The organism is Microbacterium sp. (assembly GCF_031180975.1).
Taxonomy (GTDB): Bacteria; Actinomycetota; Actinomycetes; order Actinomycetales; family Microbacteriaceae; genus Microbacterium.
In genome coordinates, this window is record NZ_JAPSLI010000007.1 from 25111 (window position 1) to 48407 (window position 23297).

The following is a 23297-nucleotide window of genomic DNA, read 5'->3' on the forward strand; positions in this document are numbered from 1 at the left end:
TGGGGATCAGTGAACCAAACCGTTTGCGGGTAGATGGTTTTGGCTTGGCTGAAACAGATATTACACATGCGGGTTGCGGATGCCAAGGGGCGTGTGGGCTGGGTTGGTGCTCGGCGCTCGGGGTTGCGACTCGGCACGGCGGTCACGGGGATCGTCGGGCAGTGCCGCCAGCGTCGGTCGCGTCCTGACTGCGCACAGCTGCCCCCTCAGGCCGGGGTCGCCCTCGACCGGTCTCGTGTCGCGCGTCACCCCGGATAGCTGCGTTCGTCGCTCCGGGGTCTGGCCGAAAAAGCGCTCAGGCGACCATCGGATGGAATCGTTGCGGTGGTGGGTGGATTCCCGCCCACGCGTACCCGAGCACGGCGCGCCGTCGCAGGACGTAGTGTTCGCCGCTGGGATGGTGCAGGACGAAGTCGTCTTTGCCGTCGCGGGTGATGCGCCACCCGTTGTGATGCAGGCTCATGTGGTGGAATCGGCAGAGCAGGATCCCGCGATCGATGTCGGTGCGGCCGCCGTCGGCGCTCCACTCGTCGATATGGTGCGCTTCGCAGTACGAGGCGGGGCGATCGCAGCCGCGCCACATGCATCCGCCGTCTCGCAGTGCGAGCGCGATGCGCTGTTTGGGTGTGAACAGGCGATGCTCCCGCCCCACGTCCAGCGGATTCCCGAACGAGTCGACGGTGACCGACACGGCACCGGTTTCGCACATGCGTTGCGCGACGAAACCGGCCGGAACCGCGACGAGGCCGTCCTCGGTGTGGGCGACCGGCGCCGGGGTGCCGTCGGCGCCGACCACCTGCACCAGGCGCACCCCCGCCTGCCGTGTGCCGAACACGCTCTCCGCGTCGGCCAGCACGCCCGCGCGGAGGATGTCGAGGAACAGGTCGTAGGCGAGCTGGTCGTTCGTGCGCGGGTCGTCGATCAGCGCGTCCGCGCGCGCCTTCTCCTCCGAGTCGACGAACCGGGGACCGCCCCGCCGCGGTCGCAGCGCCGCATCGAACACCGCCGCGAAGAACGCGTCGCCCTCGTCGTCGAACACGATCTTCGCGTGACGCGCACCGTCGGCGTCCCGCCAGGTGCGGAACATCCGCTTCTCGAGCCGCGCCAGGAACCGCTCCTGCGCCCCCTCCGGGTCGAGCAGGTCGCGGATCGTTCGCGCCGCCGACGCGAGCTCCTCGACCGTGCGCTCCGCCGCCTCGGCAATCAGCTGCACAGCCGCCTGCGACCACGCCTCACGCCTCGCCCGATCGATCGCGGCACGCTCCTCGAGACAGATGTCATCGGGCAGGCCGCGCGCAGCGGGCGGTCACCGAGCCCGCGACGGATCGCGTCGTACTGCGCCGTCGTCAACGTCCCCGCCGCGAGCGCGGCATTCAACGGCGCATGCCAGACCACCGGCACCTCCGGCCGACCATTCGCGCCTGCTCCAGCATCCGCCCCTGCCCCGGCATCCGCCCCGCCTTCGGCTCCCGCCCCGGCATCCGCACCCGACCCAGCATCCGACCCAGCGCCCGCGTCGCCCGCATCGCGCTGGCCGTCCAGCAGCGCCTGACCGACCCGCACATCGCGCGACGCCTCGCCCTTGGTCGATCCGGTCACCTCCTGCACGAAACTCGCCGGCGAACGGTGCCCCTGCGACTGCGCGAGCCCGGAATGCCCCGTCTGCCGGGTCGAGCGATCGGCGACGACACCCGCCGCCACCACCCGGATCTGGTCCGCGAGACGCGACACCTCGGACGCCTGACGCAGCACCGCGACGACATCCGCATCCGACATCCCCACCATCACAGCCGTCGCTTCCACCAGCGACGCGCCCTCGCCGAGCCGCTCCCCCAGCGTGGGAATCAGCGACGCGACGTCGGTGAAAACTGCCATAGTTCATGATCGCGCTGGCCACCGACATTGGCAGGCCTGTTCGCCCCTTCTGAGAGCGCCGTAGGTAACAGATGAGTAACGGTTCCCCCGCTCGCCATCGCCGACCAGAATGGAGCCATCATGCGTAGCGCATTCACGGGCCTCAGCGCCTTTCCTCTTACTCCGCTGCACGACGACCGCGTCGACGAAGCGGCGTTCATCGGTCTCGTCGAGCGCCTGGCGGCCGCCGGAGTGGACTCGATCACGGCGCTCGGCTCGACGGGCTCGTACGCCTACCTCACCCGCGAGGAGCGCCGCCGCGTCGCGCAGCTTGCCGTCGAGCACGCCGACAACACCCCCGTGTTCGTCGGTGTGGGCGCCCTGCGGACCTCGGCGGTGCTGTCGCACGTCGATGACGCGGAGGAGGCCGGAGCTGCCGGCATCCTGCTCGCACCGATGACGTACCAGCCGCTCACGCACGACGACGTATTCGAGCTGTATCGCACCGTTTCGGAGCACACCCGGCTGCCGATCATCGTCTACGACAATCCCGGCACGACGCACTTCTCGTTCAGCGTCGACCTCTACGCGCGGATCGCCGAACTGCCCGGGATCGCGTCGATCAAGATCCCCGGCGTGCCCACCGATCCCGACGAGGCGCGCCGGCACGTGGATGGCATCCGCGCGGCGCTTCCGGACGGGGTCACCATCGGCGTGTCCGGGGACGCGTTCGCCGCGGCGGGATTGAACGCCGGGTGCGACGCCTGGTACTCCGTGATCGGCGGGACGCTGCCCTCCCCCGCCTTGACGATCACGCGCGCGGCTCAGCAGGGTCGCAGCGAGGATGCCATCGCGGAGTCGCAACGTCTCGAGCCGCTGTGGGGCCTGTTCGCGGAGTTCGGCGGCAGCCTGCGGGTGACGGCGGCGATCGCCGAGCGGCTCGGCCTCGTGCCCGATCGGTGCCTGCCATTGCCGATCCAGGGGCTCACCGAGGCGCAGCGGGCGCGGGTCGCGGATGTGGTGGAAGAGCTCGCGCTTGCGTGACGGCGGCGGTCGGGCGGCCGCGCGCGGATCGACTGGCGCGGACGCGCGGGCACCGGGGTGGGCGCTCGCGCGGTACGTGTTCGCGGCGACGCTGGTGCGCTCGGCCGACGGCGGCGCAGTGGTCGCGATCGTGCTGCTGGCGCACGCGTCCGGCCTTCCGGGGTGGGTGTCGGGGTTGCTCGGCGCGTCGATCACCGCCCCGCACGTGCTCGGCCCGTTCATCGCACGACGACTCGACACCGCGCAGGACGGTCGAAAGGTCATCGCCGTGTCGGCCGTCGCCCACGGCATCCTTCTCGGCATGGCCGGGATGCTGCTGCCGGCGACCCACGCGGTGATTCCGGCGCTGCTGCTTATCGTGTCGGGACTTTTCGGCCCGATGCTCACTGGTGGGGTGAGCAGCCGCCTGCCGTCGATCGCCGGGCCGTCCGTGAAGAGCCAGCGGCGCGCCCAGAGCTGGGACGTGGCCAGTTACGGGATCAGCGGCACGCTCGGCCCGGCGGCGGTGGCGTGGATCTCGGCGACGATCGGGCCGCTGGAGGCGACGCTTGCCCTCGCGGCCGCCGCCGTGCTCGGCGCCGGTGCCGTGCTCGCGCTGCCGCATCAGGGTCCGCCACCCGACCCGAAGGCGGTGCCGTCACCTGCACGCACCCTCATGACCATCTGGCGGTCGGGGCCGCTGCGCCGCACCCTCGGTCTCACCGTGGTGGTCGCCTTCTCTGTGGCCGCTCTCCCGATCTACGCCGTGGCGATCGCGCCGGGTCTCGGCAGCGCCGCACTCGCCGGGACGCTGGTCGCCGGCTACGGCGTCGGGAACCTGATCGGATCGGCCGCGCTCATGGTGCGCCCGCTGCACGGTGAAGCCGACCGCCTCACCACCGTCCTGGCGGCGGTGGTCGCCGCTGCCCTCGTCCTGGTCGTGCTGGTGCCGGGTGTGGCCCCGGCCCTCGCCGCATTCACAGTCGCCGGCGTCGCGAACGCCCTGTTCTTCGCCGCAACCCTCGCCGCCCGAAGCGAGTACGCACCCGTAGAGGCCCGCGGGCAGGTGTTCATCTGGGTGGGTGCGCTGAAGATCGCCGCCGGTTCGGCCGGAACTGCGGTGGCCGGGATGCTGATCGGCGGCGTTCCATGGATCGCGATCGTCGGGGTCGCCGCTCTGACCGCCGCCGCCGCACTCGTGTGCGCGGTCGAGCGGGGGCGGCGGGCGGGTTGAGGTCGGCGGTCACTCCCCTTCGGTCTGCTCCGGAACGTCTTGTTCGGCGGGCACGTCGGCCTCTCGCTTCCTCCTGCTCGAGAACAGCGATGCCGCCTTCTCCCTCGCGCCGTCGGCGAGGCCCGCGATCGCACCCCCGGCGTTCTTGACTGCGGTCACCGCTCGCGCCTCATCCGGGATGCCGTCGCCGTCGAGGTCGACCGAGCGGAAGGCGTCCGCAGTCTTGCCCGCTGTGTCTGCCACCGCGCTCCCCGCACGTTTCGCGGCGGTGAGCGCCCGCGCCTCATCCGGGATGCCGTCACCGTCGAGGTCGATGGGGCGGAAGACGTCCGCGATGTCGCTGACCTTACCCCAGACGTTCTCGCCGAAATCCTTGACGTTGCTCGCTGCAGCCTCCAGCGCCGCTGCCGCCCGGGACGGCTCGACGTCCCCACGCGGCGCCTTCTCGTAATCGAGGAGCCATTCCGGGAAGCTGGTCGGCGTCTCGGGGAAGGCCAGTCTGGCCGCTTTGACGACGTCCCGCCCGAACGTGAAGCTGCCGATCCCGCCGATCACGGCGCCGACGCCGAACGGGATGGCCTTGCCCATGGTTCCCGCGCCGAGCTTTCCGCCGACCTTGATCGATTCGCGGCCGATCGCGATCGTCAGCGGCGCAAGCGCGGACTCGGGCAGCTGTTCAGTGAGGATCTCTCCCCACCCCTTCGGCAGCGCCTTGCCGACGGCACCAGACGCTGCGCCCTTGACCTGGGTCACGGCTCCGACCCCCGTAGCGGACATAACCCACTTGGCGATCTCGCTCTGGGATTTCTGACCCAGCAGCATCCCGAGTACCAGCGGTCGCGCGCGCTCGGGGTCGTCGACCGGCACGCCGTGGAGCTCGGCGACGGCGAGCACGTAGAGCGCGCTGGTCTCGTAGAAGAACAGCAGATCTGCCACGCCGAGCCCGAGCGCGATCGGGATGCCGACGCCCGGGATGGCGGCGGATGCGCCCACTCCGCTGCTGGTGATCGTCACCGTCGCCACGTAGCGGCTGTCCAGTTCCCTGAGGAGGTCGGACGGGGTCGCGTTGGGCTTGTCGCGCCGCACGGCGCGCAGATACTCCTGGACTACCGGCCGCTGCACCGCGATGGCCTTGTAGATCTGGACCCGGAAGCCCTCGCCTTGGACGGCTTCCTTCGCCTTGTCCGCGACGAACTCCGGGATCCCCAACGTCGTCTGTTGTTCCTTCTCAGAATTGCTCGTCTCATCCCTCATTCCCTCCCCCTGCGCAGATCCGGATCCAACTCAGAACCATTTCTTCAGCAGCGTCGCGACGACGCGACGCATCCGCCTTCCGCTCTTCGCGTACGCGGTCTCCAGATCGACCACCGCGCCCTGTCGCGGGTAGAGACGCCCTTCCATCGAGACGATGGCAATAGGCTCTTCGCCTCGCATCAGCGCCCAGAAATGGCTGTGCGGTTCTCCGTAGATGCCGAGCCGGGGAGTGGTCGTCAGATCGGCGACGGCCGAAGGGAACCTCATGATCCGTTCGGCACGGAAGGGCTCCTCGCCGGAGGTGTCGACGAACTCGCTCCTGACGTCCCAGCCTCGGCGGTCGTGCGCGAACAGCGTCGTCGCCGTGGCGAGCAACCTGTAGGAAAGGCTTCGCGAGGTGGCTTTCGGTGTCCGGGCCGGAGGCACCAGACCTGCCATGCTCTCGAGTTGGAGCACCCGATGGAAGGGGTCGGCGTCCAGGAGCACATGCTCCCAGCCGGCGGCGAATCCCGGGACACCCTCGACCTGAATACTTCCGGCGCGGTTGAGGAGGATCCGCCCGGCGGAACTCGTCGCAGCGGGACTCAGTTGGGCCGGGGCGGCGACACAGAGGATGTCGTACTGCCCCCCGCCGGGGTGCATCTCGTAGATGATGAGCTCCGGATGCCGCCTCACCACCTCCGCGGCCAGCCACCATGAGCGGGCGAGCACAGCGGGAGGAACATCCCACCCCGATACGCCGTTCTCGCCGGACGCGCCACGCAGGCCCCCCTGCTGCGCAGCCGGCGTTCCGATCGTCACTTCGTGCTGCGCTCGCACCTGAGCATGAATCTCGACGAGGTCCGGTGGCCCGAAGCCCAGCCGATCATCGTGGAGCACCAGCCAGTTCGGCGAGGTGGACGCCTTGTACTCGGCCCACGTCCGCAACGGCATCGGAGGCCGGTCGTACATGGCCTTCATACCGCGTTGCTCGAAGGCTTGGCTCTCCGGCGGATAGTAGTGTGCTTCGTCGTCGCCGTCCCCGATGGCCCAGACACCGACCGGCTCGAGCCTACCCTTCACAGTCGACCGGACCCGATGAACGAGGATCAGCACCGCGCCGCTCATGCGCGGTACCGGATGCTCACGGGGTACCCGTCTCGTCGATGACCTCGAACGCGGGAAGCTCCGCGATGAGACGCTGGGTCTCGAGGCTGACCGTGACGAGCGAGCGGATGAGATCGACGACGTAGCGTGGGTTGTCCTGCTCGTGCAGCCATGCGTTCGGATCGTTGACGATGCCGGATACCTTGTCGACGGTGATCTTGTAGCGGTCGATCACCCATTCCAGTGGGCTACGTCCCCCGACCTTGTACTCACTCTCCGCCTCGGGGATGCCGGTGATCGTGAGGTGGGAGTTGTAACGGATCGCGGTGTGGTCCTTGCGTGAGACCCAGGACAGCTTTTCGATCCGGTAGCGCTCGAACGGGTCCTCGGGCGCGGCCAGCGTTAGCTCCTCGCCCAGCGGGTACTGCGCGGCCGACTCGTAGTCGACATGCAGATCGGCGAGGGCACGGCCGATGCGCGCGTACTCGGGGAAACCCTTCACCTGCGGGATACGTGGGAGCATCTTCTGCAGGTCGGCAGCGTAGGTCTCCCGGTACGTCGGATGGTGCAGGAGAGCGTAGATGCCGTAGAAGATGTCATCCTTCGTAATGCCGTCGCCGTGGATCTTGCGGTATGCATCGAGGGTCGCATCGGTGATGTTGTCTACGCGGCGGAAACCGTCGACGACGACGTCGCTGTCGGATGCCACGAGCGCGTCGAGGTTGAGCGCGCCGTCAGGAGCGGACAACGGTTCCCAGGTGAAACGAGGGAATACCTGGGAATCACCATTGACATGGAGGTCCGGAAGCTGGTTAACCGCCAGCGGGCACCCCCCTCCCTTGGCGCTTACAGTGATCGCGATGTTGCTGTGCGCTGCACTGGGCGACATCTTGGGAGCAATGCCCCGTGCATCAATCAGTGCGGGATCGAACCAGATCGTCTGCGACACAAATGGACGATAGGCAACCGATCGCGAGGCTCCCGCGGATCGGTCGATCTGCAAGCCTCGGCGCCGACGGGCATCGAACGTTCGCGACCAGCTAATCCGGCGAGGGTCGGGCACTGCATCGGGGTTCGCAATGAGTGCATGCATTGCGTCCGCCATGATTTCAACATTGCGAGCGACCGATCGGCTGTCAAAACCGTAGAGCCACGCGTCGCGGGCGGTGTTGACTCCCATAGCAAAGCTACGAAAAATCGCGCTCGTATCCGCCCTGCCTTTCGACTTCTTATCGCCGATTGCACGCCAAGACCCGAAGCGCTCGTCGCGCTGATTGATCCAGTCGCCGGCATCATTCGGAGCGAGGATTTTGAAGCGCGTTCCTGTGATCGATCCTTCAGCGGCAAGCCGATCAATCTTCTCTTCACGGCTGAGATAGTCGCCGATATCGTGGTAATAAACGCGGGCGCGGCTCACATGAACCGCCCGTTTCACCAGGATGGTAATGGCGACCCCAGTTTGAGATCCTTCGCCGAAGATCTTGCCTCCCTCGGCCCGCCAGTTCTTCAGCCGCTGGTTGCCGCGCAAGTTGTACACGATGATATCGGAGAACTCGTGATCCCACGATTTGCGAACGCCGTCGGCAGTGCCCCCATCAATGAACCCACTGTTGGATACGAATGCGATCACGCCCCCTTCCGGGCGCAACCTGTCACTCGCCCAACGGATGGCGCGGTAATAAGAGTCGTACATATCGGCTTTGCGCGTTGCCGTGGATCGCTTCGCATAGGTCTCAGCGATCCGCGCATCCGTCAATGCATACTTTGCGTTCTGAGCTCCATCGTTCGCGCTTGACTGTCCTGCCCGGTATGGCGGGTTCATCACGATCACGTCGATGAGTGCGTTGCGCTGCTTCGCAAGTCGCGCAGTGTTCTCCGGAAACACTCCTCCAGCCAACTGACCGTCACGTTCATCCATGGCGAAGGTGTCAGTCAAGCTAATCCCTGCGAACCCGCCCCCCGTAGGTTCAATACCATTCTCTGTACAGAGCTCGCGATACACGCTCTCGATGTTCACGGCGGCGATGTAATAGCTCAGTAGCACGATCTCGTTCGCGAACAGCTCCTGCGTGTACTTCCTCGTGAGATCTTCGGGCTTGACCAGCCCGGTCTGCATCAGGCGGGTCAGAAAAGTTCCGGTGCCGACGAACGGCTCAAGGATGTTCACCCCCTCGTCGCTCAAGCGCTTACCGAAGTGCTGGTGAAGAGCGACATCCGCCGAGCGCAAGATGTAGTCGACGACCTCGACGGGCGTGAAGACGATGCCCATGCGATCCGCGAGCAACGGGAACGCCTTCGTGAAGAACTTGTCGTAGAGCGTGACGAGCATCTGCTGCTTCGCCCGTACGGAATCGAGGCCGCGGATCCGGTCCGTGACACGCCCGTAGAACGCGTCGAGCGGCTCGCGCTCCCGCGCGAAGGCCGCGTTCTCGTGGAAGGTCCCGAGTACCTGCTCCATGGCGAGCGACACGGGGTTGTCCTGCGTGAACGACCCCTCCGGGAACATCGCCTCGAATACCGGCTTGGTGATGAGGTGCTGCGCGAGCAACTCGATCGCCTCGGCCTCCGAGACATCTGGGTTCACGGTTGCGCGCAACGCCTTGACGAACTCATCGAACGGCGCGCGGTCGGCACCGTCGGCATTGACGTGTGCCGTGATCAGCGCGATGAATCGCTGGGCGATCAGGGCGATGTCGCCGGCCCAGTCGTCCCAGTACATGCGGTCGCCGACCTTGGCGACGAGCTTCGCGTAGACCGAGTCCTTCCAGACCTCGGCGCTCGATGTCAGCCCGGGGAGGGTCGGCGCGAGGTGAGACGGCCCGGCACCCCTTCCGCGGTCCGGCTGCTCCGCGGGCTCGCTCGGCGCGTCGAACGGGGAGCCCTGGCGCGGCTTCGACGACGTGAGATTGAGGCGCTCGATGAGTACCTGCTCCGGCAGCTTCCCGGTGTAGGCGGCCTGGTTGATCGCGGTGTCGAGCCGCTCGTCGTGCGCGCGCAGCGCCTGAAGCACCTGCCAGACGACCTTGTAGCGCTCGTTGTCGTTCAGCGCCTCTTCCGGCGGCACTCCGGCCGGAATCGCGATCGGCAGCACGATGTAGCCGAGCATCTTCTCCGGCGCGCGCCGCATCACGCGACCAACCGCCTGCACGACGTCCACCTGGCTCTTGCGCGGGCTGAGGAACAGGACCGCGTCGAGGCTCGGCACGTCGACGCCCTCGCTCAGGCAGCGCGCATTGGTGAGCACCCGGGCGACAGGACGCCCGTATTGGTCCTGCTCGGGGGCGGCCTTGAGCCAATCCAGCAGCTCACTGCGCTGGGTAGCGTTCATGGTGCCGTCGACGTGCTTGGCCTGAACAGTCAGATCATCCGTCGAGTCGTCGTTCTCGATGTTCGACAGGTGTCCTTCGACGAGCGCTTGGAAGTCGCTGGCCACGCCGATGGACGTCTTGATGTCCTTCGCGAATGCGACGGCCCGCCGCATCGGCGCAGTATCCGCACCGAAGCCCTCGGCGATCGCACCGGCGTTTCTCTTGGCCAGCGCGTTCCAGCATCCGATGAGCTTCGCCACGTCGGTCACCGCGAGCTCACGGCCCTCGTGCGCCAACTCCTGCTGCAGAGTCTCGACGATCTCGTCTTCACTGATTCCGAGTACGACGACCTTGTAATCGGTGAGCAGACCCTTCCGCACGGCCTCGTCGAAGCCGATGCGGTACAGCACCGGCCCGAACACTTCCTCGTCATCCATCGAGACGAGTTCGGCCGACTTTTGGGAGGCCGCGTTCTTCACTTCCGGTGCGAAGATGCGCGGGGTGGCGGTCATGTACACACGCGCGGACGCAGGGATGATCGCGTTGTCGTGCACCTTGACGAAGTGCGATTCGTCCTCATTGACGAGCGTCACCCCGGTCGTGCGGTGGGCCTCGTCACAGATGACGAGGTCGAAGGTGTCCCTGCGCAGACGTTGCGCCTCCGCGACGGCTTCTATCGACTGGTAGGTCGAGAAGACGACGGTGAGCCCCTCGTGCTCCTCTTCGACATCGCCAAGGAGGTTGGCTAGGGTTCGGCCGTCAGTAGTTGCGGGCGCTCCGAGGTCCTCCATCCGGACGCTGGTGAGGTCGTCGTTCTTGCGACGGCCGATGTTCGAGTCGGACCCTACGGCGAACGCTCGGAAACCCATTTCGGGATCGCGCTCCCGCGACCACTCGTCGAGCGACTGCTGCAGCAGTGCCAGCGAGGGCACCATGAAGAGGACCGTGGCGGCACCACCGGCGACCTCGTTGGTCCATCGCTCTGCGAGCTTGAGCGCGGTGAAGGTCTTGCCGGTGCCGCAGGCCATGATGAGCTTGCCTCGGTCCTGACCGCGGCCGGGTCTGAGTCCGTCCAGCACCGCTTGCACAGCTTCGTGCTGGTGGGCCCGCAGCGTCTTGACTGGGTGTACTTCGGGGGCGACCTCGGGCTTTAGTAGTTCGTACGTCGACCAATCGACGGAACTGTGACGAAGCTCGGCGAGCGACACTCTTTGCACTGGCTTCGTGCGGTTCTTCAGCGCCTCCTCGGCGTTGGCTGACCACGGCGCACTCGTGGTGTCGATGACAAGACCCTCGGTGAACGGGTCCTTGCCCATTGCTTCGAAGAACGAGTCAAGATCGCCCTTCTGCATGCGGTGGTTCTCGGCGAAGAACTTGACCTGCACGGCGAGCAATCCGCCACCTTGGATCTCCGCCACGAGGTCGATACCGGTGTCGGGGCGGCCGTTGCGCCCCGGCCAGTCCTTCCACAGCCACACCTCACCCAGGCGCTGTGATCGCAACGAGTCGAGTTTTAGGTAGTGACGTGCGAGCTGCTCGAGGTAGTTGCCGGCCATTCGCTTGCTGTCGGCGAGGTCGCGGAACTCCGCAAGCAATCCATCGAGCGTGGTCTCGTATAGGCGCTCGTCAGCCATCGACGTCCTCCCCCGCGGCGTGCCTTCCCCGGGATTGGTACTAGTACCCGGGTTTGTTAACCCTGGCACAAGTTACGGACATTGCAGACGCTTGACGGGTGCCACGCGTCCCCTCCCCAGCCGCCGCTCATATCGGCGCGCGAATTCGCTGGGCGCGGGAGTCGGCGACCATGACTCAAGACGAGCTCGCAGTGGCCGCGGGCATCGATTCCTCGAACGTCCGCGCTTACGAATCAGGCCGAGCGATGCCCAGCATCCACACCCTGCTGCGCATCGCCCAGGCGCTTCGGACGCCCGTGTCGCAGTTCCTCGACGAGCTCGCACTCGACATGTTCCCGACGAACCAGGCTGACGCACGGCGTCGGGCCGGCTGATCGCTCATGTCGGCCCTTCGACAGGCTCAGGGACCCAGCCACGACCCCGCCCCGTCACGATTCGTCATCTCCGGGGCGGGAATTCGCGGCCACTCCTAACGTTGACTCCCATGGCGTGCACCGTGCGCGCGAACGACTTGGAGTACACGTGAGCAGCAACACTCGCGCCCAGAAGGCGCCCGACACCCGAGGACCGGTCCGCAAGCTGGTGACCTCCTTCGGGTTCCAGATCATCGCAGCCCTCGTCCTCGGCATCGCCGCGGGCCTCGTCGCCCGCAACCTCGGAGCGACCGCCGAGAACCCGACCGGCCTGTCCGCCACCCTCGACACGATCGGCAGCTCGTACGTCACGTTGCTGCGCGCGGCGGTCGTCCCGCTGATCTTCACCGCCATCGTGGCGAGCATCTCCAACCTGCGCCGCGTGCAGAACGCCGCACGCCTCGCCGGACAGACGCTCGTCTGGTTCGCCATCACCGCGTTCATCGCCGTGACCATCGGCATCGTGCTCGGCCTCGTCATCCGGCCCGGCGCCCGCGCCGGCGACGGCTTGGAGCCCGGCGACCCCTACACGGTCGGCACCTGGTGGAACTTCCTGCTCGGCCTCATCCCGCAGAACTTCCTCGGCCTCACGGTGAACACCTCGTTCGACCCCGAGGCGCAGGCCGCCACCTCGAGCGTCGGATTCAACATCCTGCAGGTCATCGTCGTCGCGACCGTCATCGGCATCGCTGCGCTGAAGGCCGGCAAGAAGGCCGAGCCCTTCCTCGTCTTCACCGAGTCGCTGCTGAAGGTCATCCAGCGCGTGCTGTGGTGGATCATCCGCATCGCCCCGATCGGCACGTTCGGCCTGATCGGCGCCGCCGTCGTCGAGTACGGCTGGGACAAGCTCACCTCGCTCGCCTGGTTCGCGGGCGCCATCTACATCGGCCTCGCCCTGGTGATCTTCGTGGTCTACCCGATCCTGGTGAAGACCCACGGCCTGTCGATCCGGCAGTACTTCTCCGGCGTCTGGCCGGCCGTGCAGCTGGCCTTCGTCAGCCGCTCCTCGATCGGCACCCTGCCCCTGACCGAGCGCGTCACCGAGCGCAACCTCGGTGTGCCCCGCGCCTACGCCTCGTTCGCCGTGCCGTTCGGCGCGACCACCAAGATGGACGGCTGCGCCGCCATCTACCCGGCGATCGCCGCGATCTTCGTCGCGCAGTTCTTCGGCATCGAGCTGAACATCGTCCAGTACCTGCTGATCGTGATCGTCTCGGTGGTGGGCTCGGCCGCCACCGCGGGCACCACCGGCGCGACCGTGATGCTCACGCTCACGCTGTCGACGCTCGGCCTGCCGCTCGAGGGCGTCGGCCTGCTCCTCGCCATCGACCCGATCCTCGACATGGGCCGCACCGCGGTCAACGTCGCGGGCCAGGCCCTGGTGCCGACCATCGTCGCCAAGCGCGAGGGCATCCTCGACGAGGACCTCTACAACGCACCGCGCAACGGCCTGCCGTTCGCCGACGACGCCGACGAGACGGTCACCGACTCGAACGCCGACGAGACGGATGCCGTCGCACCGGCATCCGAGTCGGAGCCCGCAGCAACCCGCTGACGCCGACTCCTCCCGCCGAGAAACCACTTCCCGCTGTCCGCGGGGAGTGGTTTCTCGCATTCACGGCCCCCCTCGCACCACGTCCGCTGCAGGATCCGGCATCCGCGGCATCGATCGATGGCGCGGATGCCGCAAACTGGCGCGCACACGGTACGAAACACGCCGGCTCACCGCTCGGCGCGCAGCGCGCCCCTCGTGTCGAGCACCAGCTCCTCGGCATCCATCGCGGTGATGAGCTCGTGCATGACCTCTTCGCTGAGGTTTCCGGCATCCCGCTCGTGCAGCAGCACCTGCCGCCGCACTGCCAGCCACCCCTTCGACAGCGCCACGAACTCCTCATACGTCGGCCGCCCGTCCGACTCGCGCGCGCCGCGCTCGGCGTTCGACTCGATCTTCACCAGCCGTTCGGCGAACGCGTCGAACGCCGCCAGCCGCTCCTCGCCGTGCCGCTGCACCCATTCCCTGCGCATGTCGCGCAGATACGCCTTGCCGACCTCCCGACTGCGCGCCCGCATCGCCTCGATCTGACGCGCGTCCTCGATCGCCTCCGCGTCGTCGACCACCCCGAGCACGCGGATCAGCCACGGCAGCGTGAGCCCCTGCAGCAGCAGCGTCCCGACGGTCACCACGAACGCGGTCACGACGATGGCGTGCCGCGCGCGCTCGTCGAGTCCCGCCAGATCGGATGCCGCCAGCGCCGTGGCCAGCGTGACCACGCCCCGCATGCCGGCCCACGAGATGACCGCGTTGTCGCGCCACGACAGCGGCGGCTCGACCAGCCTGCTGCGCAGCTGCTCCTCGGTCAGCGGGTGCGTGCCGAACCTCGCCCGCGGATGCCGGGCCGCCTGCTCCCGCCAGACATCGACCTTCCCGCTCGCCACCGCGCGCTCCCAGCGGTGCAGCCGGATGCGCTGCCACGCCTGGCCCCACGCGTTGGCCGGGTACACGAACAGCGGACGCACCAGCAGCGTGACCAGCAGCACCACGAACGCGAGCCCGATCAGCCCGCCGGCCTCGCCGGCCCCGAGGTCGGCGAGCACCCGCGGCAGCTGCAGCCCGATGTACGCGAACACGAACGCCTCGAGCAGGAAGTCCGCCGACAGCCACAGCGGCTTCTCCTGCTGGCGGGTGGTGTAGCTGGTGCGAGGTGCGTTGAACCCGACGAACAGTCCCATGGCGACCACGGCGAGCACCCCCGACCCGAGCAGGTGCTCGGCGATCGCGTACGCGCCGAACGGCGCGAGCAGCCCCACCGTGCCGTTCACCACCGGATCGTCGATGCGCATGCGCAGCCGGTGCAGTCCGACGCCGAACACCAGCCCGACGGCCGTACCGATCACCACGGCAAGCACGAACTGCCACAGTCCGTCGCCGACGCTCAGTGTCGCGCCGGCGACGATCGCCGCGAACACCCGGTACAGCGTCAGCGACGTGGCGTCGTTGATCAGGCTCTCCCCCGAAAGCACCGTCATCACCCGTCGCGGCAACCCGAGCTTGCGCCCGATGGCCGCTGCGGACACGGCATCCGGCGGGGCGACGATGGCACCCAGCAGCAGCGCCCCGGGCAGGGTGAGCGACGGCATCACCATCCAGGCGACCAGCCCGACCACCGCGGTCGTGACCACGACGAGCCCGACTCCGAGCCGGCGGATCTGCGGCATGCTGCGCTTGAAGCTCACGAACGACACGTCCAGCGCCGCCGAGTACAGCAACGGCGGCAGCACGATGTTCAGCAGCACGTGGCCGTCGATCTCGAGGTTCGGCACGAACGGCAGGAAGGATGCCGCCAGCGCGGCGACCGTGACCAGCAGTGGCGCCGGCCACCCCTTGCTGCGTGCGATCGCGGCGACCGCGACCGCTCCGACGAGGATGAAGAAGATGCCTGCGTCCATGGCTGCGAGCGTATCGGCCGCCGGTGACGCGGCCTCCTCCGCACGCGGGATGCGGCCGAGTCAGGCCCCCACCGAGCGCTGCCCGCCGACGAACGTGGCGACGACCGGGTTGACCGCCTGTTCCTGCGGCGACAGCGCGAGCGGGTCGCGCGCGAAGACGGTGAGGTCGGCGACGAACCCGACGCCGATCCTGCCGGTGTCGGATGCCGTACCCGCGGCGACCGCCGGCGCCAGGGTCATCGCGCGGTACGCCTCGGCCGCCCCGATGGCCTGATCGGGCTGCGTCGGCGCCCGCCCGTCCAGCTCCACCGGGCGGCGCAGCTGCGCGTCGGCGAGCGACACCCGCGGGTCGCCGACGCCGATCGGCCAGTCCGAGCTCAGCGCGACCTGCGCCCCGTGGTCGAGCAGGTCGCGAATGCGCCAGCCGTGCGCTACGCGCTCGGGTCCGATCCGCCGGGACCACTTGTCGCTCTGATCGGGACTGGTCAGGCGGGTGGCGTGCGTGGGCTGCAGGCCCGGCACGACCCCCAGCTCGGCGAACCGCGGCAGCAGGTCGTCGGGAATGGACTCGATGTGCTCGATGCGATGCGGCCCGGCCGCGGCGTGCCCCACCTCGGCGACCACGTCGAGCACGAACCGTACGGCGGCGTCGCCGATCGCGTGCGTCGTGGTCGGGATGCCCCGTTCGGTGAAGAACCGCACCGCCGCGCGGTACGCGCCGGTGTCGCGCCACAGTGCCGCCGCGTTCTCCCCCTGACAGTCGGGGCGCTCGAACCAGGCCGTGCCGTTGTCGGCGGTGCCGTCGAGCATGAACTTCACGCCGGCGACCTGCCAGCGCCGCCCTCCCCTGCCCTGCAGCGCGACGGCCCGCTCCCACTCCTCAGGCCCCGAATCGGCGGGCACCAGCGGTGACGCGCGCACGCGCAACGGCAGTTCGCCGTCCACCTCCAGCATGGTCAGCAGCGCCTCCGACGGTTCGTGGAAGTCGAGCGCGTGCAGTCCGGTCAGGCCGCCGGATGCCAGCAGCTCGAGTCCCTGCCGCAGATGCTGCGCCTGCGTCTCGAGCGGCGCCTGAGGCAGTCGCTCGAGCACGAGATCCATCGCCTGGAGTTCGACGACCCATCCGGTCGGGCCGTGCTCGTCGGCTATGACCGCGGAGGCGTCCGGGAACGTCTCCCGCCCGGTGAGACCCAGGTCCGCCACGGCGGCGGGACTCACGATCAGCGCGTGGGCGTCGCGTGTCATCAGCGAGATGCGCGCCCCCGGGAACCACGTGTCCAGGATCCGTCCCTCGGGTTCGCCGGGATACAGGTTCAGGTCGAAGTCGAATCCGGTGACCCAGCCGCCCGGCCCAGGACTGGCGACCGCCGGCGCGAGCAGCGCGCGCACCTCGTCGAGGCTGCGCGCCGGACCGAGGGCCACGCTGCCGCCGCGGCTCAGCGACCCCCACACCGGGTGCGCGTGCGAGTCGACCAGCCCGGGGTAGACGACCGCGTCGCCGAGATCGACCTCGAGGGCGCCCTCGGCCGTCGCCCGGACGTCTTCGGGTCTGCCGATCGCGGCGATCCGCCCCGCGGAGACGCCGAGCGCGACCGGCGAGGGGAAGGCGTCCGGCTCGCCGGGGTTGCGGGCGTTCCCGGCCAGGATGACGAGGTCGACGTTCACGTGTGATCCCTTCGCGTGCGCGGCGAACGCCTCACGGAAGGTGCGTCGTCGCAGGTCGATCATGACATATTGTCCAATCGGACAACAACTATTGGCCTGGTGGCCAAATTGCGCTACGCTCGCCGACGTGAGCACAGAGAAGAGCCCGCGTCGCAAGCGCCTCACCGCCGAGGAACGCCGATCCGAGATCGTCGCCGCCGCCGCGCGCATCGGCACCGACGAGGGCCTGGAGCGGATCACGCTGCGCCGCGTGGCCCAGGAGGTCGACGTGCGCTCCGGCCTCATCAACCACTACTTCCCCGAGGTCGAGGCGCTGGTCGCCACGGCCTTCGCGCACGCCGTCTCCGCCGAGACGCCGAGGCTGTTCTCCGACGACGTCGACGACCCGGCCGAGCGGATGGTCGCCTTCCTCGACCACACGCTGGCGCCGGAGAGCCGCGAGATCGGCCGGCTGTGGCTGAACGCGAGGAACGTCAGCCGCTACAACGCCAGCCTCCGGCACGCCGTGACCGAGCAGGAGCAGGCGAACAACGCCCGCCTGGTCCGCCTCATCGAGGACGGCGTCGCGGCCGGCGCGTTCACCTGCGACCAGCCGACCAGGACCGCGCTGCTGCTGCTCGTCCTGGTCGACGCCCTCACCGGCTACTCCAACGAGGAGACGACCGCGACGACCCCGCTCGTCGCCGAGCTCGTCTTCGCGACCGCAGAGAAGGAGCTCGGCCTCGCACCGGATTCCCTCGCCTCCCGCTCCACCCAGCTGCCGGCGGTCATGGCCGCCGCACCCGCCTGACCCCACCCGCTCCGACCGACCCACCCCGCGGCACCGCAGCCGCTCTCGGAACGTACTCGACGGAGAGACATGACCGACACCTCGACGACCCGCACCCTGGCGATCCGCCGCGCCGGGCCCGGCCGCGCCTGGGCGTCCGGAGCGCTGTTCGCCGCCCGCCGTCTGCTGGGCCTCGCCGGCACGATGCTGCTCGCCAGCTTCGTCGTGTTCGGTGCCCTGTACATCGCTCCCGGCTCGCCGATCTCGTTCCTCACCCAGGGGCGCTCCGTCACCCCCGAGGCGATCGCGCAACTCGAACGGCAGTACCACCTCGACGAGCCGTTCCTGGTGCAGTACGCCCGCTGGCTGGGCGGCGTGCTCACCGGCGACTTCGGCCGCTCCATCATCTTCAACGACCCGGTGTCCAACCTCATCGGCCAGCGCACCAGCAGCACCGTCCTGCTCCTGATCGTCGCGACGGTGTTCGTCCTGCTGATCGGGCTCACCGTCGGCCTGTTCGCCGGCCTCAAGCCCGGGTTCCTCTCCGAGTCCGTGCTCACCGTGGCGACCGCCGTGATGGCCGTGCCCGGGTTCGTCGCCGCCGTGGTGCTCATGCTCGTCTTCTCCGTGCAGCTGGGCTGGTTCCCGACCTTCGGCGCCGGCGATCCCGGGCTGGATGCGCTGTACCACACGCTGCTGCCGGCCGCGGCGCTGTCGCTCGCCTCCATCGCGTTCGTCGCCCGCCTCACCCAGAGCGCCATCCGCGCCGAGCTCCGCGCCGACCACGTGCAGACCGCCCTGTCGCGTGGTCTCGCCTATCGATTCGTGGTGCGCCGGCACGTGGTCCGCAACGCCGCCATGCCCGTGCTGACCGTCGCCGGTCTCACCGTGGCGGGCCTCATCGCCGGCAGCGTGGTGATCGAGCAGATCTTCCAGCTCGGCGGCGTCGGTCAGCTGCTGGTGTCGTCGGTGCAGAAGAAGGACTTCCCCGTCGTGCAGGCGATCTGTCTGCTGTACGTCGCGGCGTTCATCGTGCTCAACACCCTCATCGACCTCGCGTACTCGCTGCTCGACCCGCGGGTCACCCTCGGAAAGAAGGCCTCGTGATGACCGCCCCGGCCCTCCCCGTCATCGCCGCGGTGGCGCCCCGCCGCCGCCGGACCGCCCGCCTCGCCGGCCTCGGCGTCTCCGGTGCCGTCGCCCTGTGGACGCTCGTGCTGATCGGTCTGGTCGCCGTCATCGGGCCGCTGGTGGTACAGCGCGATCCGAACGCCGTCGACCTCGGCTACGCCTACTCGCCGCCCAGCGGATGGTTCCCCCTCGGAGCGGATGCCTCGGGGCGCGACATCCTGACCCGCTTGGTGTTCGGGGCGCAGAGCGCGCTCGTAGGCCCCCTGTTCGTGGTCGCCATCGCCGCCGTGCTGGGGATCATCCTCGGACTGGTCGCCGTGTGGTTCGGCGGCTGGGTCGACGCGCTCGTCGTGCGGCTGATCGACGCGATCTTCGCGTTCCCCGGCATCCTGCTCGCCATCCTCGCCACCGCCCTGTTCGGCGCCGGCCTCACCGCCGCCGTGCTCGCGCTGTCCATCGCCTACCTCCCCTACATCGCCCGAGTGGTGCGCAGCGCCGCGCTCCGCGAGCGGAACCTGCCGTACATCGCGGCGCTGCGGGTGCAGGGGCTGACCGGATTCGTCATCAGCCTGCGCCACATCCTGCCCAACATCACCGGGCTCGTCGTCGCGAACGCCACCCTGTGCTTCGGGTGGGCGCTGATCGACCTCGCCGCGCTCTCCTTCATCGGCTTCGGCGCGCAGCCGCCCGCGGCGGACTGGGGCGCGATGGTCGGCGGCGGCATGGCCGGGGTGCTGCAGGGCGCGCCGAACGAGGCCCTCGCCGCGAGCGCGGTCATCGTCATCACCGTCGCCGCCGTGAACACGCTCGGCGACCGGCTCGTCACCCGATCGGAGAACAGGGCATGACCGCGCTGCTGGAGATCGACGACCTCACCGTCGCCCTGCCGGTCGGCGACGAGCGCCGCACGGTGCTGCGCAACGTGTCGCTGAGCGTCGACGAGGGGCGCACCGTCGGGCTCGTCGGCGAGTCCGGATCGGGCAAGTCCATGACCGTGCGGGCCATCTCGCGACTGCTGCCTCCTGGCGCGCAGACGACCGGCCGCATCCGCTTCGACGACCGCGAGGTGCTGGACCTGCGCGGCGAGGCACTGCGACGCTACCGGGCGTCCGACGTGGCGATGATCTTCCAGGACGCCAGGGCGCACACCAACCCGGTGCGCCGCATCGGCGACTTCCTCACCGAGTCGATGATCCTCAACGCGCGCACGTCGCGCCGCGACGCCACGCGCCGGGCGATCGAGCTGCTGGAGTCGGTCGGCATCACCGACCCGGAGCGACGGCTGCGTCAATACCCGCACGAGCTGTCCGGCGGGCTGCTGCAGCGGGTCATGATCGCCGCGGCCGTGGCCGTGCGCCCGCGCCTGATCCTGGCCGACGAGCCCACCACCGCGCTGGACGTCACCACCCAGGCCGAGGTGATGGCGATCCTGATGCGGATGCAGCGGGAGTACGGCATGGCCATGATGTTCATCACGCACGACCTCGAACTCGCCAGCGCGGTGTGCGACGAGACGGTGGTGCTGTACGCCGGAGAGGTCGTCGAGCAGCAGCGCTCCGCGCACCTGCACCGCGATCCGCTGCATCCGTACACCGCCGCGCTGGTGCAGGCGCGACCCGACATCGCGCACCGCGCGGAACGACTGCTGTCGGTGCCCGGTCATCCGACCACGGCGTACGAGGCGCCCGAGGGGTGCTCGTTCGCTCCGCGCTGCCGCTTCGTGACGGATGCCTGTCGTGCGACGCACCCGCCGCTGCTGCAGATCGGCGCGGCGGGGACCAGCCGGTGCATCCGCGCCGAGGAGCTGCGGGGGCGGCTGCTTGCGCCTCCGACCGAAACGGCCGCATCCTCGGCATCCGCCCCCGATCCCGCACCCGCGGTATCCGCCGAGGAGGTCACCCGATGAATGTCCCGCTGCTGAGCGTCGAAGGACTCACCAAGACCTTCGGGTCCGGGCGCAACGAGGCCACCGCCGTCGCCGGTGTCAGCTTCGAGCTGCCCGAGGGCGGCGCGCTGGGGATCGTCGGCGAATCCGGCTCGGGCAAGACCACCACGGCCAGGATGATCATCGGGCTGGAGCGTCCGACCGCGGGCACCATCCGGTTCCGCGGCGAGGACCGCACGAAGCCGGCACGACGCGCCAGCGAGCTGCGCCGCCGCGGTCGCCAGGTGCAGATCGTGTTCCAAGACCCCTACACGTCGCTGGACCGCCGTCAGCGCATCGGCGACTGCCTCGCGGAAGTGGTCGGCGTGCACTTCCGCCTGAGCCGAGGGCAGATCCGCGCCAGGGTCGCCGAGCTCGCGGACCTCGTGGGCCTCGACGATCGCCAGTTGCACGCCGTTCCGGGTGCGCTGTCGGGCGGGCAGAGGCAGCGCGTCGCCATCGCCCGCGCCCTCGCCGCCGAGCCCGAGGTGCTGATCCTCGACGAGGCGGTGTCGGCACTGGACGTGTCCATCCAGGCGCAGATCCTCAACCTTCTCGCCGACATCCGCAGCGCACGGGGCATCAGCTACCTCTTCATCAGCCACGACCTCGCCGTGATCCGGCAGGTCACCGACCACACGATCGTGATGCGTCACGGCCAGGTCGTCGAGCAGGGACCCACCGGCCAGGTGCTCGACACCCCCGCCCACCCGTACACCCGCCTGCTGCGCGACAGCGTCCCGCAGGACGGGTGGGACCCGCTCGCGCTCGACCTCGGCGCGGGCATCCGCTAGATCCCACCACCACCGCACTCACACAGGAGCCACCAATGTCACCCACCACCTCGCGCCGGCTCCTCGGCGCACTCGCGCTCGGCGTCGCCGGCGCGCTCTCCCTCGCAGCGTGCGCGGGCGGTCCGCCGCCGAAGCCGGCGACCACCGACGGAAACGGCTACGAGCTGACCACCTGGACGCCGAAGCCCACCGCCGAAGTCGACACGATCTCGTGGAATGTGTTCCAGGGCGAGCCGTGGACGCTGAACCCGTTCACCTCCGCCGACTACGCCCCGAACATGATCAACTCCAACATGTGCGAGACGCTGCTGCGTCAGACGCCGGAGTTCGAGATCGAGCCCAACCTCGCCGAATCGTTCGAGAACCCCGACCCGCTCACCTGGGTCTACACGCTGCGGGACGACGTCACGTTCTGGGACGGCTCGCCGATGACCGCCGAGGACGTCGCGGCGACCATGAACCACAGCCTGACCGACCCGACCTCGTTCCAGCACTACCTGTTCAGCACGGTGGAGTCGATCACCGTGACCGGGCCGCTCGAGGTCACCGTCAAGATGAAGACGCCGAACTACCTGTTCCACGACCAGCTGGCCAGCTACGCCGGCGTCGTCATGCAGAAGAAGTTCATCGAGGCGCACCCCGACGACATCGGCACCCCCACCGGCGGGCTGATGTGCACGGGTCCGTTCCAGTTCGAGGAGTGGAAGCAGGGTGACTCGATCACCCTGACCCGCTACGACGGCTACTGGAACAAGGAGCTGATGCCCAAGACCAAGCAGCTGAAGTTCACCTTCCTCACCGACAACACCGCGATCACCTCCGCGCTGCTCTCCGGTGAGATCGACGGCACGTACGCGCCGCCGGCGGCATCCATCGGCCAGCTGCGCAAGAGCGACGAGGGCACCCTCTCGTTCGGTCCCGCCCCGCTCGTGGTGTCGCTGTTCTACCCGAACCCGGAGGGCGCCATGAGCGACCCGGCCATCCGCAAGGCGCTGCAGGCCGCGATCGACTGGAAGGGCATCGCGGAACAGGCGTTCGGCGGCGTCGGCGGACCGGCCGCGCTGCAGACCGCGGACGCCTCGTTCGGTTTCGCGAAGGAAGAGCTCGACGCCCTCGCCGAGGAGTACGCCACCACCGGCGAGCCGGACATCGAGACGGCGAAGAAGGAGCTGGAGGCGGCAACCCCGGAGGCGCTCGCCAAGACGATCACGATGGTGGTCCCCGAGCAGGCCGAGACCCAGCAGCTCGGTGTGGCGGTGCAGGATGCCGCGGAGAAGCTCGGCCTCGACTTCGACCTGACCGTCGTGCCGGCCGCGACGTACACGAACTACCTGTACGACCCGGCCACCCGCGGGGCGACCGACATCCTGTACACCACGTTCTGGCCGAACATCCCCGACCCGCTGGACTGGATGATGATCACCGCGGTCACCGGCGGCTCCTTCAACCCGTACGGCTACTCCGGCATCGACGAGGGCTTCGCCAAGGCCATCGCCACCGAGGACGAGGACGAGCGGGCGAAGATCACCGCCGACCTCGAGCGGAAGCTGCGCGAGGACCTGCTGCCGATGACCCCGGGCATCCGCCAGGACAACACGGTGTGGCACAACGACCGCATCACCGGCGCCCCGGCGGCGTTCGACTACACGTTCTACCCGTGGGCGGCGCACCTCGGCGGAACCGGCGACTGAGCGCACACACTGGAAGGGAGGTCGCCCCGTGTGGGCGGCCTCCCTTTCTCTGTTCTCCCGCGGCATCGGC

General features: G+C 68.8%; 17 protein-coding genes. 10 read left to right on the forward strand and 7 right to left on the reverse strand.

The genetic code is table 11. The features are described from left to right. Window positions 1-295 precede the first annotated feature (295 nt). Together RIF65_RS10765 and RIF65_RS10770 are read right to left on the reverse strand one after the other, a co-directional pair. Window positions 296-1213, reverse strand: a complete 918-nt coding sequence (locus RIF65_RS10765) for an HNH endonuclease signature motif containing protein (RefSeq protein WP_309065539.1) — start codon at window positions 1211-1213, stop codon at window positions 296-298. Further along, complete coding sequence (locus RIF65_RS10770) at window positions 1204-1875, reverse strand: hypothetical protein (protein ID WP_309065540.1); 672 nt, start codon at window positions 1873-1875, stop codon at window positions 1204-1206. The genes RIF65_RS10765 and RIF65_RS10770 overlap by 10 nt, the downstream gene beginning before the upstream one ends. Window positions 1876-1995: 120 nt before the next feature. Here RIF65_RS10770 and RIF65_RS10775 point away from each other — a divergent pair, with 120 nt between their 5' ends. Both RIF65_RS10775 and RIF65_RS10780 read left to right on the forward strand, forming a co-directional pair. Next, complete coding sequence (locus RIF65_RS10775; RefSeq protein ID WP_309065541.1) at window positions 1996-2898, forward strand: dihydrodipicolinate synthase family protein; 903 nt, start codon at window positions 1996-1998, stop codon at window positions 2896-2898. Continuing rightward, window positions 2891-4111, forward strand: coding sequence for an MFS transporter (locus RIF65_RS10780; RefSeq protein ID WP_309082646.1), 1221 nt, complete (start codon window positions 2891-2893; stop codon window positions 4109-4111). The genes RIF65_RS10775 and RIF65_RS10780 overlap by 8 nt, the downstream gene beginning before the upstream one ends. Before the next feature lie 9 nt (window positions 4112-4120). Here RIF65_RS10780 and RIF65_RS10785 read toward each other — a convergent pair whose 3' ends face one another. The 3 genes from RIF65_RS10785 to RIF65_RS10795 are packed head-to-tail and all read right to left on the reverse strand — an operon-like array spanning window position 4121 to window position 11393. Further along, on the reverse strand, window positions 4121-5365 hold the full coding sequence (locus tag RIF65_RS10785) for a hypothetical protein (RefSeq protein ID WP_309065543.1): 1245 nt from the start codon (window positions 5363-5365) through the stop codon (window positions 4121-4123). 30 nt (window positions 5366-5395) lie between these two features. Next, the gene (locus RIF65_RS10790; RefSeq protein WP_309065544.1) at window positions 5396-6472 is read right to left on the reverse strand and encodes a TY-Chap2 family putative peptide chaperone; all 1077 of its coding nucleotides are present in this window, start codon (window positions 6470-6472) and stop codon (window positions 5396-5398) included. Between the two features lie 16 nt (window positions 6473-6488). Continuing rightward, window positions 6489-11393 carry a type ISP restriction/modification enzyme gene (locus RIF65_RS10795; protein ID WP_309065545.1) on the reverse strand — a complete coding sequence of 1635 codons (4905 nt, stop codon included), beginning with the start codon at window positions 11391-11393 and terminating at the stop codon, window positions 6489-6491. A 98-nt stretch (window positions 11394-11491) separates the two neighbouring features. Between RIF65_RS10795 and RIF65_RS10800 the strand changes: the two genes are divergently transcribed. Together RIF65_RS10800 and RIF65_RS10805 are read left to right on the forward strand one after the other, a co-directional pair. Next, the gene (locus RIF65_RS10800; RefSeq protein WP_309065546.1) at window positions 11492-11767 is read left to right on the forward strand and encodes a helix-turn-helix domain-containing protein; all 276 of its coding nucleotides are present in this window, start codon (window positions 11492-11494) and stop codon (window positions 11765-11767) included. 148 nt (window positions 11768-11915) lie between these two features. Then, on the forward strand, window positions 11916-13361 hold the full coding sequence (locus RIF65_RS10805; RefSeq protein ID WP_375142156.1) for a dicarboxylate/amino acid:cation symporter: 1446 nt from the start codon (window positions 11916-11918) through the stop codon (window positions 13359-13361). Between the two features lie 167 nt (window positions 13362-13528). Here the strand turns inward: RIF65_RS10805 and RIF65_RS10810 are convergent, their stop codons facing one another. Further along, a complete protein-coding gene (locus tag RIF65_RS10810) occupies window positions 13529-15253 on the reverse strand; it encodes a cation:proton antiporter (protein ID WP_309065547.1) in 1725 nt (574 codons plus the stop codon). Between the two features lie 60 nt (window positions 15254-15313). Next, a complete protein-coding gene (locus tag RIF65_RS10815) occupies window positions 15314-16981 on the reverse strand; it encodes an amidohydrolase (protein WP_309065548.1) in 1668 nt (555 codons plus the stop codon). 64 nt (window positions 16982-17045) lie between these two features. Here RIF65_RS10815 and RIF65_RS10820 point away from each other — a divergent pair, with 64 nt between their 5' ends. From RIF65_RS10820 to RIF65_RS10845, 6 genes are all read left to right on the forward strand, one after another. Next, entirely contained in the window at window positions 17046-17708 is a 663-nt protein-coding gene (locus RIF65_RS10820) for a TetR/AcrR family transcriptional regulator (RefSeq protein WP_309065549.1), read from the forward strand. 69 nt (window positions 17709-17777) lie between these two features. Further along, window positions 17778-18794 carry an ABC transporter permease gene (locus tag RIF65_RS10825; protein WP_309065550.1) on the forward strand — a complete coding sequence of 339 codons (1017 nt, stop codon included), beginning with the start codon at window positions 17778-17780 and terminating at the stop codon, window positions 18792-18794. After that, entirely contained in the window at window positions 18794-19666 is an 873-nt protein-coding gene (locus RIF65_RS10830) for an ABC transporter permease (protein WP_309065551.1), read from the forward strand. The genes RIF65_RS10825 and RIF65_RS10830 overlap by 1 nt, the downstream gene beginning before the upstream one ends. Next, window positions 19663-20724: an ABC transporter ATP-binding protein gene (locus RIF65_RS10835; RefSeq protein ID WP_309065552.1), complete on the forward strand. Its 1062-nt coding sequence runs from the start codon at window positions 19663-19665 to the stop codon at window positions 20722-20724. The genes RIF65_RS10830 and RIF65_RS10835 overlap by 4 nt, the downstream gene beginning before the upstream one ends. Then, entirely contained in the window at window positions 20721-21536 is an 816-nt protein-coding gene (locus tag RIF65_RS10840; protein WP_309065553.1) for an ABC transporter ATP-binding protein, read from the forward strand. Before RIF65_RS10835 ends, RIF65_RS10840 begins: the two co-directional genes overlap by 4 nt. A 35-nt stretch (window positions 21537-21571) precedes the next feature. After that, window positions 21572-23227, forward strand: coding sequence for an ABC transporter substrate-binding protein (locus RIF65_RS10845; protein ID WP_309065554.1), 1656 nt, complete (start codon window positions 21572-21574; stop codon window positions 23225-23227). Window positions 23228-23297 lie beyond the last annotated feature (70 nt).

Coding starts and splice junctions, on each gene's coding strand:
- RIF65_RS10770 (WP_309065540.1), bottom strand. CDS start 1,875: ATGGCAGTTTTCACCGACGTCGCGTCGCTGATTCCCACGCTGGGGGAG.
- RIF65_RS10775 (WP_309065541.1), top strand. CDS start 1,996: ATGCGTAGCGCATTCACGGGCCTCAGCGCCTTTCCTCTTACTCCGCTG.
- RIF65_RS10785 (WP_309065543.1), bottom strand. CDS start 5,365: ATGAGGGATGAGACGAGCAATTCTGAGAAGGAACAACAGACGACGTTG.
- RIF65_RS10790 (WP_309065544.1), bottom strand. CDS start 6,472: ATGAGCGGCGCGGTGCTGATCCTCGTTCATCGGGTCCGGTCGACTGTG.
- RIF65_RS10795 (WP_309065545.1), bottom strand. CDS start 11,393: ATGGCTGACGAGCGCCTATACGAGACCACGCTCGATGGATTGCTTGCG.
- RIF65_RS10810 (WP_309065547.1), bottom strand. CDS start 15,253: ATGGACGCAGGCATCTTCTTCATCCTCGTCGGAGCGGTCGCGGTCGCC.
- RIF65_RS10815 (WP_309065548.1), bottom strand. CDS start 16,981: ATGATCGACCTGCGACGACGCACCTTCCGTGAGGCGTTCGCCGCGCAC.
- RIF65_RS10825 (WP_309065550.1), top strand. CDS start 17,778: ATGACCGACACCTCGACGACCCGCACCCTGGCGATCCGCCGCGCCGGG.
- RIF65_RS10830 (WP_309065551.1), top strand. CDS start 18,794: ATGACCGCCCCGGCCCTCCCCGTCATCGCCGCGGTGGCGCCCCGCCGC.
- RIF65_RS10835 (WP_309065552.1), top strand. CDS start 19,663: ATGACCGCGCTGCTGGAGATCGACGACCTCACCGTCGCCCTGCCGGTC.
- RIF65_RS10840 (WP_309065553.1), top strand. CDS start 20,721: ATGAATGTCCCGCTGCTGAGCGTCGAAGGACTCACCAAGACCTTCGGG.
- RIF65_RS10845 (WP_309065554.1), top strand. CDS start 21,572: ATGTCACCCACCACCTCGCGCCGGCTCCTCGGCGCACTCGCGCTCGGC.